12 protein-coding genes are annotated in these 13,947 nt (G+C 69.0%); 2 read left to right on the top strand and 10 right to left on the bottom strand.

Going from position 1 to position 13,947, the window contains the following annotated elements:
- Positions 1-329: 329 nt before the first annotated feature.
- The 3 genes from ABT254_RS36290 to thyX all read right to left on the bottom strand — a co-directional run bounded on the left by ABT254_RS36290 (position 330) and on the right by thyX (position 4,008).
- Positions 330-2,015, bottom strand: a complete 1,686-nt coding sequence (locus ABT254_RS36290; RefSeq protein WP_351480020.1) for a ribonuclease J — start codon at positions 2,013-2,015, stop codon at positions 330-332.
- A 143-nt stretch (positions 2,016-2,158) separates the two neighbouring features.
- On the bottom strand, positions 2,159-3,058 hold the full coding sequence (gene dapA, locus ABT254_RS36295) for a 4-hydroxy-tetrahydrodipicolinate synthase (RefSeq protein ID WP_351480023.1): 900 nt from the start codon (positions 3,056-3,058) through the stop codon (positions 2,159-2,161).
- A 209-nt stretch (positions 3,059-3,267) separates the two neighbouring features.
- Entirely contained in the window at positions 3,268-4,008 is a 741-nt protein-coding gene (gene thyX, locus ABT254_RS36300) for an FAD-dependent thymidylate synthase (protein WP_351480026.1), read from the bottom strand.
- 202 nt (positions 4,009-4,210) lie between these two features.
- On the opposite strand from thyX, the gene ABT254_RS36305 reads away from it, so the two are divergent.
- Positions 4,211-4,447 carry a hypothetical protein gene (locus tag ABT254_RS36305; protein ID WP_351480029.1) on the top strand — a complete coding sequence of 79 codons (237 nt, stop codon included), beginning with the start codon at positions 4,211-4,213 and terminating at the stop codon, positions 4,445-4,447.
- A gap of 90 nt (positions 4,448-4,537) precedes the next feature.
- Complete coding sequence (locus ABT254_RS36310; RefSeq protein WP_351480032.1) at positions 4,538-5,089, top strand: SCO5741 family PH domain-containing membrane protein; 552 nt, start codon at positions 4,538-4,540, stop codon at positions 5,087-5,089.
- A 27-nt stretch (positions 5,090-5,116) separates the two neighbouring features.
- Here ABT254_RS36310 and ABT254_RS36315 read toward each other — a convergent pair whose 3' ends face one another.
- The 7 genes from ABT254_RS36315 to eccD form a co-directional block, all read right to left on the bottom strand.
- A complete protein-coding gene (locus ABT254_RS36315) occupies positions 5,117-5,569 on the bottom strand; it encodes a tetratricopeptide repeat protein (RefSeq protein WP_351480035.1) in 453 nt (150 codons plus the stop codon).
- Positions 5,570-5,576: 7 nt separating this feature from the next.
- The gene (dapB, locus tag ABT254_RS36320) at positions 5,577-6,329 is read right to left on the bottom strand and encodes a 4-hydroxy-tetrahydrodipicolinate reductase (protein ID WP_351480038.1); all 753 of its coding nucleotides are present in this window, start codon (positions 6,327-6,329) and stop codon (positions 5,577-5,579) included.
- A gap of 25 nt (positions 6,330-6,354) precedes the next feature.
- Positions 6,355-7,734, bottom strand: coding sequence for a M16 family metallopeptidase (locus ABT254_RS36325; protein WP_351480041.1), 1,380 nt, complete (start codon positions 7,732-7,734; stop codon positions 6,355-6,357).
- Positions 7,731-9,947 (bottom strand): polyribonucleotide nucleotidyltransferase, encoded by a 2,217-nt coding sequence (locus tag ABT254_RS36330; protein WP_351480044.1) that lies wholly within the window; start codon positions 9,945-9,947, stop codon positions 7,731-7,733. The genes ABT254_RS36325 and ABT254_RS36330 overlap by 4 nt, the downstream gene beginning before the upstream one ends.
- Before the next feature lie 315 nt (positions 9,948-10,262).
- Entirely contained in the window at positions 10,263-10,550 is a 288-nt protein-coding gene (rpsO, locus tag ABT254_RS36335) for a 30S ribosomal protein S15 (protein ID WP_351323622.1), read from the bottom strand.
- A gap of 185 nt (positions 10,551-10,735) precedes the next feature.
- Entirely contained in the window at positions 10,736-12,253 is a 1,518-nt protein-coding gene (locus ABT254_RS36340) for an outer membrane protein assembly factor BamB family protein (protein ID WP_351480047.1), read from the bottom strand.
- A gap of 126 nt (positions 12,254-12,379) precedes the next feature.
- Positions 12,380-13,843: a type VII secretion integral membrane protein EccD gene (gene eccD / locus ABT254_RS36345; RefSeq protein WP_351480050.1), complete on the bottom strand. Its 1,464-nt coding sequence runs from the start codon at positions 13,841-13,843 to the stop codon at positions 12,380-12,382.
- Positions 13,844-13,947 lie beyond the last annotated feature (104 nt).

The following is a 13,947-nucleotide window of genomic DNA, read 5'->3' on the forward strand; positions in this document are numbered from 1 at the left end:
GGAACGGACGCTTCCTTTGTACTCACCCTCTCGGGCTTTCCTCCGGGCAGTTTCCCTTCGGTCTTGCGTTTCCGACTCTATCAGACCGTTTCCCGGTCCGATTTCCTCGGTGCTTTCCAGGTTCCCGCTTTCGCGTTTCCCTTTCCGGCGGCTCCGACTTTATCAGAGATTCTGAGTCGGATTTCCCGCCCCGATCGGGGACTGGTTCCGGCGCGCGAGGCGGCCGGGTTCCCGTTCTGGCGGAGCCGTAAACGTACTGGAGCGGGGCGCCCCGATGCAAATCGAGGCGCCCCGCTCCGGGTTCACACGTACGAGGGGTCGTACCCCCGTCAGACCTCCACCACGACCGGGAGGATCATTGGCCTGCGCCGATACGTGTCGGAGACCCACTTGCCGAGGGTGCGGCGGATGAGCTGCTGCAGCTGGTGCGGCTCCACCACCCCGTCCTGTGCCGAGCGTTCGAGCACCTCGGTGATCTTCGGGATCACGTCGGCGAAGGCCGTGTCCTCGATGCCCGAGCCGCGGGCCTGGATGTGCGGGCCGCCCGTGATCTTGCCGGTGGACGAGTCCACCACGAGGAAGACCGAGATGATGCCCTCGTCGCCGAGGATCTTGCGGTCCTTCAGCGCCGGCTCACCCACGTCGCCGACCGAGAGCCCGTCGACGTAGACGTAACCGGCCTGGACCTTGCCCGCGATCTTGGCCTTGCCCTCGACGAGGTCGACGACCACGCCGTCCTCGGCGATGACGATGCGGTCGTGCGGGACACCGGTCATGGCGCCCAGCTCGGCATTGGCGCGCAGGTGGCGCCATTCGCCATGGACCGGCATCAGGTTCTTCGGGCGGCAGATGTTGTAGAAGTACAGGAGCTCGCCGGCGGAAGCGTGGCCCGAGACATGGACCTTCGCGTTGCCCTTGTGGACCACGTTCGCGCCCCAGCGGGTCAGGCCGTTGATCACGCGGTAGACCGCGTTCTCGTTGCCGGGGATCAGCGACGACGCCAGGATCACCGTGTCGCCGTCGACGATGCGGATCTGGTGGTCGCGGTTGGCCATGCGGGACAGGGCCGCCATGGGCTCGCCCTGCGAGCCGGTGCAGACCAGCACGACCTCGCTGTCGGGGAGGTCGTCGAGTGTCTTCACATCGACGACCAGGCCCGGCGGGACCTTCAGGTAGCCCAAGTCCCGGGCGATGCCCATGTTGCGGACCATGGAGCGGCCTACGAAGGCGACCCGGCGGCCGTACTCGTGGGCCGCGTCCAGGATCTGCTGGATGCGGTGGACGTGGCTGGCGAAGCTGGCCACGATGATCCGCTTGCGGGCGCTCGCGAAGACCTGGCGCAGGACGTTGGAGATGTCGCGCTCGGGCGGGACGAAGCCGGGGACCTCCGCGTTCGTCGAATCCGCGAGGAGGAGATCGATACCCTCCTCGCTCAGCCGTGCGAAAGCGTGGAGGTCCGTGAGGCGGCCGTCCAGCGGAAGCTGGTCCATCTTGAAGTCGCCGGTGTGGACCGCCATGCCCGCGGGCGTGCGGATGGCCACGGCGAGGGCGTCCGGGATGGAGTGGTTGACCGCGACGAACTCGCAGTCGAAGGGGCCGACACGTTCGCGGTTCCCCTCCGCCACCTCGAGGGTGTACGGGCGGATACGGTGCTCCTGGAGCTTCGCCTCGATGAGGGCGAGGGTCAGCTTGGAGCCGATCAGCGGGATGTCCGGCTTCTCGCGCAGGAGGTAGGGGACGCCGCCGATGTGGTCCTCGTGGCCGTGCGTGAGCACGATGCCTTCGATGTCGTCGAGGCGGTCCCGTACGGACGAGAAGTCCGGCAGGATCAGGTCGATCCCGGGCTGCTCCTCCTCGGGGAAGAGCACGCCGCAGTCGACGATCAGAAGACGGCCGCCGTACTCGAAGACCGTCATGTTTCGGCCGATCTCGCCGAGACCGCCGAGCGGGGTGACCCGCAGGCCACCTTCGGGGAGCGGCGGGGGCGGGCCGAGTTCAGGATGCGGATGACTCAAAAGACTCTCCTCACCACACGCGCCACGTACCGGTGGGCACGTGGCGCGCGTGACGTTCGTGCATGAGCAGTTGTCGTTGTGGGGTGCGGGCACCGGTGGCCCGCTATTCAGTTGTGAAGCCTGTGGTGGTGCCAAGTCTGGTGTTAGAGCTGTACCCCGCCCGCAGCAAGATCGATCTTGAGCTGTGCGATCTCTTCGGGCGTGCACTCCACCATGGGTGCGCGCAGCGGGCCCGCGGGCAGGCCCTGGAGGGCGAGGGCGGCCTTCGTCGTCATGACGCCCTGGGTGCGGAACATGCCCGTGTAGACCGGGAGCAGCTTCTGGTGGATCTCGGTGGCCTTCTGGACGTCCCCGGAGACGAATGCCTCGACCAGGGCGCGCAGGTCCGGAGTGACCACGTGGCCCACGACCGACACGAAGCCGACCGCGCCCACGGAGAGCAGCGGCAGGTTCAGCATGTCGTCGCCGGAGTACCAGGCGAGCCCGGAGCGCGCGATGGCCCAGCTCGCGCGGCCGAGGTCGCCCTTGGCGTCCTTGTTGGCGACGATGCGCGGGTGCTCCGCGAGCCGGACCAGTGTCTCGGTGTTGATCGGGACACCGCTGCGGCCGGGGATGTCGTAGAGCATGACCGGCAGCTCGGCGGCGTCGGCGACGGACGTGAAGTGCCGGTACAGGCCCTCCTGCGGGGGCTTGTTGTAGTACGGCGTCACGATCAGGAGGCCGTGTGCGCCCACCTTCTCGGCTGCCCGGGCCAGCTCGATGCTGTGGTGGGTGTCGTTGGTGCCGACGCCCGCGATGACGTGGGCGCGGTCGCCGACCGCCTCCAGCACCGCTCGTACGAGCTCCGATTTCTCCGCGTCACTGGTGGTGGGGGACTCGCCGGTGGTGCCGTTGATGATCAGGCCGTCGTTGCCTGCGTCCACCAGGTGGGCGGCGAGCCGCTGCGCGCCGTCGAGGTCGAGTGCGCCGTCCGCCGTGAAGGGCGTGACCATGGCGGTGAGGACCCGCCCGAAGGGGGTCTGCGGAGTCGAGGTCGGAGCCATGGGTAACACGCTACTCGGTGCTCAATGCGTGGTCTGCCCTTGGGGTGCGGGATAAGTCCGGACAAATGCGGAGCCCGGTACTGCCTGCTCGGGGGTTCAAGCAGTACCGGGTCCGTTTGATCAGGCTAGATGAACTTCTCCAAATGCCGCAATACGGACACCTCGCGAGGCTGACCGTACACCTGTGCTCGGCCTGGGGACGCGGTGCGCTACGGCGCCACGCGGCCGTTCGCGTTGAAGGCGGCGTAGGTGAGCGGCATGAGCTTGGCCCACTCGGCCTCCATCTTCTCTCCGACCATCTCGATCTCCCGCTGCGGGAAGGACGGGACCTTCGCCAGCTCGTGCTGGGTGCGCAGGCCGAGGAAGTGCATCAGCGAGCGGGCGTTGCAGGTGGCGTACATGGAGGAGAACAGACCGACCGGGAGGACCGCGCGGGCGACCTCGCGGGCGACGCCGGCGGCGAGCATCTCCTGGTACGCCTCGTACGCCTGGCGGTACGAGTCCTCCATGACACGGCCGACCAGCTCCTGCTGGGCCTGGGTGCCCTCCACGAAGACGTACTTTCCGGGGCGGCCCTCCTGGACCAGCTTGCGGGACTCGTCGGGCACGTAGAAGGCGGGCTGGAGCTGGCGGTACCGGCCCGATTCCTCGTTGTACGACCAGCCGACGCGGTGCCGCATGAACTCGCGGAAGACGAAGATCGGAGCACTGATGAAGAAGGTCATCGAGTTGTGCTCGAACGGGCTGCCGTGCCGGTCGCGCATCAGATAGTTGATCAGGCCCTTGGAGCGCTCGGGGTCCTTGCCCAGCTCGTCCAGGGACTGCTCGCCGATGGTCGAGACGCGGGCGGCGAAGAGCACGTCGGCGTCGGACGCGGTGTGCTTGACCAGCTCGACGGTGACGTCGCTGCGGAAGCTGGGCTTGAGGTCGTCGGCGGGGGTGTCGGTCACGACTCGGAGGGTCCCTTCCATCACTTCTCTCGGGCGGCGCCCACTCTACGGCCCGGCTCTGACAACGGGGCGTTCGGTGCCGGGTCGCGACATACGCCGGCGAATTTCTGTGAATTCGGCGAAACCGGGCACCCTTTGGGGCACTCGACCGTCTGTGTAGGTGACAGTCACTCGTTCGATCCCGAGAGGAGAAGCTCCCATCATGTTCCGTCGGCGTGAACCCGTCCCGTTCGCCTTCGTCGCCGAAGCCGACAGGTTCCGCAGCAATGTCGCTCCCCCGCCCCGTGAGAGGGCGTCCGCCGGTCAGATAGCCGGGCGCTGGCTGCTCGGGCTCACCATCGTCGCCGGGCTGGTGGGCTCGCTGGTTCTCGGCATGCCCGCGCTGTCCAGCCCCGCTTCCACGCCGGCTCAGCAGTCACAGGCCTCTCAGGGGCACTGACTCCATCCGGACCCCACGAGTGGTGGGCGGGAACACAGACGGATAACCTCACCGGGCACAGCCCATGCATGGATTGAGTGAGGACCAGCCGTGCCCCTGCCCTTCCTGACGGCCGACCGTGCCTATGAGCCAGCGGACGACGCGCTGCCGTTCGACGACCGTGACCGCTGGCGGCGTCCCTACCGTCCCGGGCCATGGCGTGTGGGCGTGGCGGCGCTCTGGCTGCTGCTCGCCTCGTTCGTACTGTTCGCCGCGGTCATCATCGCGTTCACCGCTTCGGCCTCCGAGGCCGGCGTGGTCCTCGGTATCGCGCTGGCCGTCATCGCGGGTTCTCTCCGGCTGCTGCGCGTGGGTGTCTGGGTGAGTGCGCGCGGGCTGCGCCAGGTGGGCTTCTTCGGGACGCGTACGACGCCGTGGGAGCGGGTGGCCGCGCTGCGGACGGTGCAGCAGCCGGTGCGCTGGTTCGGGCTGCCGCGCACGGTGCAGGGGCAGGCGCTGATCCTCGTACGCAGTGACCGTCCGGCGCAGGACGCGCCGGTGCTGCTGACCACGCACAACGCGGACTTCGTGGCGCGGCCCGGGTCGTTCGACCGGGCCGCGGACACGATCGAGGCGTGGGCCGCGGAGAACAGCCGCGGCTGACCGAACGGCACGGCTGACCGCCCGCAGCTACGCCTCGACGGGCCTGCCGTCGTGCAGGGCGATGGCGCGTTGCATGGCCTTGCGGGCGCGGGGGGTGTCGCGGGCGTCGTGGTAGGCGACGGCGAGGCGGAACCAGCTGCGCCAGTCGTCGGGGGCCGCTTCCGTCTCGGCCTTGCGCTTGGCGAAGACCTCGTCGGCCGAGTCGCGGTCGATACGGCCGCCGGGTGTGCGCTTCAGCTCGTCGACGGGCAGGCCGCCCTCGGCGTCGAGTTCGGCGGCGAGGGCGTTGGCCTTGCGAACGAACTGGGTGTTCTTCCACAGGAACCACAGGCCGATCACCGGCAGGATCAGCACCGCCACGCCGAAGGTGACGGTGAGGACCGTGCCGGACTGGATGAGCATGACGCCGCGGCTGCCGACCAGGACGAAGTAGAAGACCAGGACGGCGGCCGTTATGGCGTAGGACAGCTTGGCTCGCATGGCGGTGTCAGCCCAGGTCCAGGAAGTGTTCCAGGCCGAAGGTCAGGCCCGGGGTGGTCACCACGCGGCGGGCGCCGAGCAGGATGCCCGGCATGAAGCTGCTGTGGTGGAGCGAGTCGTGCCGGACGGTCAGCGTCTCGCCCTCGCCGCCGAGCAGGACCTCCTGGTGGGCGAGCAGACCGCGCAGGCGGACGGCGTGGACGGGGACCCCGTCGACACTCGCGCCGCGGGCGCCGTCCAGTGCCGTCTCCGTGGCGTCCGGCGCCGGGGCCGTGCCTGCCGCGCGCCGCGCCTCGGCGATGAGCTGGGCCGTGCGCGTGGCGGTCCCGGAGGGGGCGTCGACCTTCTTCGGGTGGTGCAGCTCGATGACCTCGACGGACTCGAAGTAGGGCGCGGCGATCTGCGCGAACTTCATCGTCAGCACGGCGCCGATGGAGAAGTTCGGCGCGATCAGCACGCCCGTCTCCGGGGAGGCGGCCAGCCAGCCGCCCAGCTGCGCGAGGCGCTCGTCGGTCCAGCCCGTCGTACCGACGACCGCGTGGATGCCGTGGCTCACGCAGTACTCGAGGTTGTCCATCACCGAGGCGGGCGTGGTCAGTTCGACGGCGACCTGGGCGCCGGTCTCCGCCAACGTCTCCAGCTTGTCGCCCCGACCGAGGGCGGCCACCAGCTCCATGTCCTCGGCCGCCTCGACGGCGCGTACCGCCTCCGAGCCGATGCGGCCCTTGGCACCGAGGACCGCCACGCGCAGCTTGCTCATCTTCTTGCTTCCTTCAGGAGAGGACTTACGCGACCGCTTCGTTCAGGCGGGACGCCTGCTTGTCCTTCAGCGGGCCGATGACCGACAGCGAAGGCCGCTGTCCCAGGATGTCGCGCGCGACCGAGCGGACGTCGTCCGGGGTGACCGAGGCTATCCGGGCCAGCATGTCGTCGACGGACATCTGCTCGCCCCAGCACAGCTCGCTCTTGCCGATACGGTTCATCAGCGCGCCCGTGTCCTCGAGACCCAGGACCGTCGAACCGCGGAGCTGGCCGATGGCGCGGCCGATCTCGTCGTCGGACAGGCCGTGCTCGGCGACGTGGTCGAGTTCGTCGCGGCAGATCTTCAGCACGTCGTGGACCTGCGAGGGCCGGCAGCCGGCGTACACGCCGAACAGGCCGCAGTCGGCGAAGCCCGAGGTGTACGAGTACACGCTGTAGGCCAGGCCGCGCTTCTCGCGGACCTCCTGGAAGAGGCGGGACGACATGCCGCCGCCGAGGGCCGTGTTCAGCACGCCGAGGGCCCAGCGGCGCTCGTCGGTGCGGGCGAGGCCCGGCATGCCGAGGACGACGTGTGCCTGTTCGGTCTTGCGGCCGAGCAGTTCCACGCGGCCCGCGGTGCGGATGGTGCGGCTGCCGTCGCGCGGGGCGATCGGGGCCGCCGCGTCGTTCTTGAAGGCGCCCGCCTTCTCGAAGGCCGCGCGGACCTGTCGTACGACCTTGTTGTGGTCGATGTTGCCTGCGGCCGCCACGACGAGGTGGGTCGGGTCGTAGTGCTTCTTGTAGAAGCGGCGGATGCGGTCCGCGGTGAGGGCGTTGACCGTGTCGACCGTGCCGAGGACGGGGCGGCCGAGGGGGTTGTCGCCGAACATCGTGTGCGCGAAGAGGTCGTGCACGCAGTCGCCCGGGTCGTCCTCGGTCATCGCGATCTCTTCGAGGATCGCGCCGCGTTCGACGTTGACGTCCTCCTCCCGTATCAGGGAGCCCGTGAGCATGTCGCAGACGACGTCGATGGCGAGGGGCAGGTCGCTGTCGAGCACGCGCGCGTAGTAGCACGTGTACTCCTTCGCCGTGAACGCGTTCATCTCGCCGCCGACCGCGTCGATGGCGGAGGAGATGTCCATCGCACTACGGCGGGAGGTGCCCTTGAAGAGCAGGTGCTCCAGATAGTGCGTGGCGCCGTTCAGGGCCGGGGTCTCGTCGCGGGAGCCGACGTGCGCCCAGATGCCGAAGGTCGCGGAGCGGACCGAGGGCAGGGTCTCGGTGACGATGCGCAGGCCGCCCGGGAGGGTGGTCTTGCGGACCGTGCCGATGCCGTTCTCGCCCTTGATGAGGGTTTGGGTACGGGCGACGGCCCGCGCCTCCGAGGAGGTGCGGGCCGTCGCCTCGAAGCCACGGGGCGTCACTTGTCGCCGTCGTCCTTCTTCTCGTCGCCTTCTTCGCCCTCGATGACCGGGATCAGGGAGAGCTTGCCGCGGGAGTCGATCTCGGCGATCTCGACCTGGACCTTCTGGCCCACGCCGACGACGTCCTCGACGTTCTCCACGCGCTTGCCGCCGGCCAGCTTGCGGATCTGCGAGATGTGCAGCAGACCGTCCTTGCCCGGGAGCAGCGACACGAACGCACCGAAGGTCGTCGTCTTCACGACGGTGCCCAGGTAGCGCTCGCCGACCTCCGGCATGGTCGGGTTGGCGATGCCGTTGATCGTGGCGCGGGCGGCCTCGGCGGCCGGGCCGTCGGCGGCACCGATGTAGATGGTGCCGTCGTCCTCGATCGTGATCTCGGCGCCGGTGTCCTCCTGGATCTGGTTGATCATCTTGCCCTTGGGGCCGATGACCTCACCGATCTTGTCCACGGGGATCTTGACCGTGATGATCCGCGGGGCGTTCGGGGACATCTCGTCCGGCGTGTCGATCGCTTCCATCATCACGTCGAGGATGTGGAGGCGGGCGTCACGAGCCTGCTTGAGCGCGGCGGCCAGGACGGAGGCCGGGATGCCGTCCAGCTTGGTGTCCAGCTGGAGCGCGGTCACGAACTCCTTGGTGCCGGCGACCTTGAAGTCCATGTCACCGAAGGCGTCCTCCGCACCGAGGATGTCGGTGAGGGTGACGTAGTGCGTCTCGCCCTCGATCTCCTGGGAGATGAGGCCCATGGCGATACCGGCGACGGGGGCCTTCAGCGGCACACCGGCGTTCAGCAGCGACATGGTGGAGGCGCAGACCGAGCCCATGGACGTCGAGCCGTTGGAGCCGAGGGCCTCGGACACCTGACGGATCGCGTAGGGGAACTCCTCGCGCGTCGGCAGGACCGGCACGAGGGCGCGCTCGGCGAGGGCGCCGTGGCCGATCTCGCGGCGCTTCGGGGAGCCGACGCGGCCGGTCTCGCCGGTGGAGTACGGCGGGAAGTTGTAGTTGTGCATGTAGCGCTTGCGGGTCACCGGGGAGAGGGTGTCCAGCTGCTGCTCCATGCGGAGCATGTTGAGGGTGGTGACGCCCAGGATCTGGGTCTCGCCACGCTCGAACAGCGCCGAGCCGTGCACCCGCGGGATGGCCTCGACCTCGGCGGCCAGCGTGCGGATGTCGGTGACACCGCGGCCGTCGATGCGCTTCTTCTCCTTGATGACGCGCTCGCGGACCAGGGTCTTGGTCAGCGAGCGGTACGCGGCGGAGATCTCCTTCTCGCGGCCCTCGAACTCCGGCAGGAGCTTCTCGGCGGCGAGCGCCTTGACGCGGTCCAGCTCGGCCTCGCGCTCCTGCTTGCCGGCGATGGTGAGCGCCTGCGCGAGTTCCGGCTTGACGGCGCCGGTGAGGGCCTCGAGGACGTCGTCCTGGTAGTCCAGGAAGATCGGGAACTCGGCGGTCGGCTTGGCGGCCTTCGCGGCGAGGTCGGCCTGGGCCTTGCAGAGCACCTTGATGAAGGGCTTCGCGGCGTCCAGACCGGCGGCGACGACCTCCTCGGTCGGCGCCTCGGCGCCGCCCTTGACCAGCTGGATGGTCTTCTCGGTGGCCTCGGCCTCGACCATCATGATCGCGACGTCGCCGTCCTCCAGGACGCGGCCCGCGACGACCATGTCGAAGACGGCGTCCTCGAGCTCGGAGTGCGTCGGGAAGGCCACCCACTGGTTGTTGATCAGTGCGACGCGGACGCCGCCGATCGGGCCGGAGAAGGGCAGGCCGGCCAGCTGCGTGGACGCGGACGCGGCGTTGATCGCCACGACGTCGTACAGGTGGTCGGGGTTGAGCGCCATGATCGTGGCGACGACCTGGATCTCGTTGCGCAGGCCCTTCTTGAAGGACGGGCGCAGCGGGCGGTCGATGAGGCGGCAGGTGAGGATCGCGTCCTCGGAGGGGCGGCCCTCACGGCGGAAGAAGCTGCCGGGGATCTTGCCGGCGGCGTACATCCGCTCCTCGACGTCCACCGTCAGCGGGAAGAAGTCGAGCTGGTCCTTGGGGTTCTTGGAGGCGGTGGTGGCCGACAGCACCATGGTGTCGTCGTCCAGGTACGCCACGGCGGAGCCGGCGGCCTGCTTGGCCAGGCGGCCCGTCTCGAAGCGGATGGTGCGGGTGCCGAAGGAACCGTTGTCGATGACGGCTTCGGCGTAGTGGGTCTCGTTCTCCACTAGCGTTTTCTCCGATACTTTTCGTCTTTTGTCCTTGTCTGCCCGTGTGGCAGGAGGACCGTCACGGAGAAGCGCTCCACTGGTGCGGGCCGGTCTTCGATCGAAGCACCCGGGGCTCACTTCCCCCGGGGGCCACTACCGAGGACCGGCGGCGGCGAGGTGCGCTTCTCGCTGTGTCGTACGTATTGCGTTGTGCTACCACACTACAAAGGGGCAGTGACACTCCGCATGTTTCCGCACGTACGGACCTTTGCCGTACGTACGGCAAAGGGAGCGGTCCCGACCCTTCGGGAACCGCTCCCCCTGCACGGCGTCTTACTTGGCGCCCGCCGCACCACGGCGGATGCCGAGGCGGTCGACCAGCGCACGGAAGCGCTGGATGTCCTTCTTGGCGAGGTACTGCAGCAGGCGACGGCGCTGACCGACCAGGATCAGCAGACCACGACGGGAGTGGTGGTCGTGCTTGTGGGTCTTGAGGTGCTCGGTCAGGTCGGAGATCCGACGGGACAGCAGAGCGACCTGGACCTCGGGGGAGCCGGTGTCACCGTCCTTGGTACCGAACTCGGAGATGATCTGCTTCTTCACTGCGGCGTCGAGCGACACTCGTACTCCTCGTAGTCTTCATGGATGCCACCGAGTGCCCCCGGTCTTTGTCTCGGGGGAGCTTCCGTTACTCGGGAGGCGGGGATCCGCTGGGCGCGGCCTCCAGGTCCCGCAGGTGAACCTGCGGGGGCTCCGGGGGTGCGTACACAAACGGCCGTCACACAGGGTACCAGCCGGTGGGGCCGCTACTTCACGGCCATGCTCTCGATGCCCAGGACGAGATACACCCACCTGGGCTGTCCCTTGGCGGGTCCGTCGACCTTCTTGACGCCGAAGAAGATGCGGCCGTCCTGGACGACGATGTCGTTGTAGTCCGTCATCGTCATCAGATCGGCCTCCTGGGGGAGGTCGAAGTAGAGGTACGGGTTCTCCGTGCCCTTGTGCGGATCCAGGCTGACCAGTCCCGACGGCATGACGTGCTGGTCGGTCACGCGTACGGCGAGGAGTCTGCCGCCGCTCATCCGTACCGGGTACAGCAGGGAGCCGGGGCCGGAGTCGAACTTCTTGGTGGTCTTTCCGGTCGCCAGGTCGAAGCCGATGATCCAGTTGGAGTTGATCAGCTCGCCCGAGTCCTTGCTGCGCAGGAAGACCTGGCCGTCGCCGACGGCGATGGTCGGGCAGTCCTCGGTGTTCAGGAAGTCGTCGTACGAGCACTCGCCGACGTAGGTGCCGTTCTGGAGGCGGATCACGGCGCGGGGCTTGCCCGAGGTGTCGAGGGGGATCATCTCGGAGATGCCGATCCCGCCGGCCTGGACGGCGAGGACGGGCGGCTCGGCGGAGGGGATGTTCAGGTCGCGGATGCCCTTCGCGGCGGAGTACGTCCACAGGACCTTGCCGGTTGCCGGGTCCACCTTGCGCGCCTTGTAGGTGGTGGCGTCCGTGGAGTCGGCGGGGGCCTTGTCGTTCCAGCACTGCTGGCGCACCAGCAGGGCGCCTCCGCCGGCTGCGCCCATGTCCTGGCAGGGGCCGGCGGAAATCGTCTCCCACGCGCGCGTGCCGTCCTTCATGCGGTACGCGTCCGTGCCGCCGCCCCAGGTGACGACGACCGTGCCGTGCACCAGGGTCACGCTCGGGGTGTCCTGGGAGTCGCCGCCCGTGGCCATGCCGTGGCCGTCGCCCAGTTCGGAGACGGGGAAGTCGGCGTCCCAGATCTCACGGCCGTCGTCGAGGTCGAAGAAGGCCACGTGGTTGCAGAAGGCGTTGCCGCGGTCGTTGGCGCGGAACAGCACGGCGGTGCGGTGGTCGTTGGTCACGTGGCGGGTGTAGCCGCAGATCGGGCCGTCGAGGGGGAGCTTCCACCTCTCGTCGCCGGGGGCGGCGTCGGTGCCTATGCGCAGCCCGATGACGGTCTTGTTGATGCCCTTGGCGAGGATCTTGTCCGTGGCCCACATGCCGGGCATCTGGTAGTGCTCACCCGGGCTGAGGTCGTCCACGGAGAAACGGAAGGCCATCTTTCCGGTGGGGCTCGCGGGTTTCTTCTCCACGGTCTCCCGGATGTCCAGCGGTCCTTGGGGGGTGGCTGCCCCGTTCGAGGTCTTCGTGCCGTCGCCGGCGCCCCACAGGAGCCAGCCGCCGGCGCCGAGTGCCCCGGCCAGGACGAGTGCGATCAGCGCCAGGGGCCACTTCGGGCGGCGCTTTTGCCGTGGGGGCTGCGCGGGCGGGGCGGGCTGCGCGTACATGGGAGGGGGCGGGCCGAAGCTCACGCGTGGGTCCCTTTCCTGTGGGGTCTTGCCGTGACCGGAGGTGCGGATTCCGTTGCCGTGCTCACGCCGACGCCCCACGCCCTGCGTGCAGGGTGTGGGGCGTTCGGGTCTGTCGCCGGGCGGGTCTCAGTTCCCGATGCCGCCGCGGACCTTGCCGTAGACGTCGAGGACCGCCAGGCAGACGGGGACCAGGGAGAGCAGGACCAGCGAGTCCGCGAGGTCGAGCATGCGGCCCCAGAACGGGGAGAGGCCCTTCTGCGGCACGATCAGGGCGATCGCGATCAGGAGCAGCACGCCGGCCGCGACCGAGGCGCCGAGCCACAGGGTCCGTACGTTGACCGGGCCGTGGTTGTTCTGGAGCAGCTGGATGACGATGTCGGCGGGCGGCGAGATCGCAAGGCCGAGGACCAGCAGACCGAGCGTGATGACACCGGCCACGAACAGGCAGGTGACCTGGGCGGTGTAGCGGAACAGACGCGCCCGCAGCATCGCGGCGAGGCCGGTGCACAGGGCCAGCAGCTGGGCCCAGCCGCTGTCGCTGAAGCCGAGCACCGCGCCGCCCGCGCCGACGATGACGGCGGCGCAGCCGCCGACCAGGCCGAGCAGCAGTTCGTGGCCACGGCTGGTCTGGGCGACGATGCGCTGGACGTCGACGGCCTCGAGGTCGCCCTCGCGGCCCTCACGGCGGGCCCGGGCGAGGTCCTCGGGGTTGCGGAAGCCGATCGGCAGCTTGGCGAACCGGGCGGACCAGCCGGGCAGGAAGCCGACGACCGCCAGGGCGACCACCGAGGTGCCCGCGGCGATCTCCCGCGGCGCCGCGTCGGTCAGCACCCCGCAGAACACGGCGAGCGTGCCGATCGCGGAGGCCAGGGCGGCGGCCACGAACGGGGCGTCGCCCTGCGGCAGCAGCATGATCAGCACGACGGAGAACAGCAGTACGGCGACGCAGCCGACGAGGAACTGGAGCCTTCCGGGGCCTTCGTGCGCGCCCTGCGCGAGGACGCCGGAGCCCGCGATGAGCGCGTGCGGCAGCGCCGAGATGCCGAGCGCGACGGCGGAGCCCCGGTCGTCGTAGACCCGGGCCCGTACACCGGCGAGTGCCGTCAGGGCGAGGGCGGTCACGCCCGCGAGGATGCCCTGCAGTCCGTGCATGTCGTGCCGGATCGGGTCCGCGAACCAGAAGACGAAGCCGAGCATGACCAGCAGCAGCGAACCGGCGACGAGACCGGCCACCCGCATCAGGTTGTCGTTCCAGCTGCGGATGTCCTGCTTGACCGCGGCGGCGATGGCATCCACGACGTCGTCGTGGACGGCCGGCGGCAGGGAGTCGGCGAAGGTCCGCAGCAGCAGCACCTCGCCGTCCCTGACCCGGTGCTCCAGCAACGATCGGCTCGCGTCGAGCACCTGACCCTCACGGGTCACCAGGTGATAACCGGCAAGACTGGTGTCCGACTGGACCAGGCCCGAGAGCCTGATGATCTCAGGAAAAAGGTCCTGGATCGGCAGGTCCTCCGGCAGCGCGACATCGACTCGGCTGTCCGGCGCTGCGATGGTGATTCGGCAGAAACCTGTCGAAGTCCCCGTGCTCACCTGGTGTTCCCCCTGTTGGACAAGGCTGCTTCATGCAGTTCGTACGACGCGAAGCGCCACCCTATCCCTTGCCCCACGGGGTGTTGGGGCTGCCTCCCTCAATT

It is taken from the genome of Streptomyces sp. NPDC001137, from assembly GCF_040298885.1.
In the GTDB taxonomy this organism is placed as follows: Bacteria; Actinomycetota; Actinomycetes; order Streptomycetales; family Streptomycetaceae; genus Streptomyces.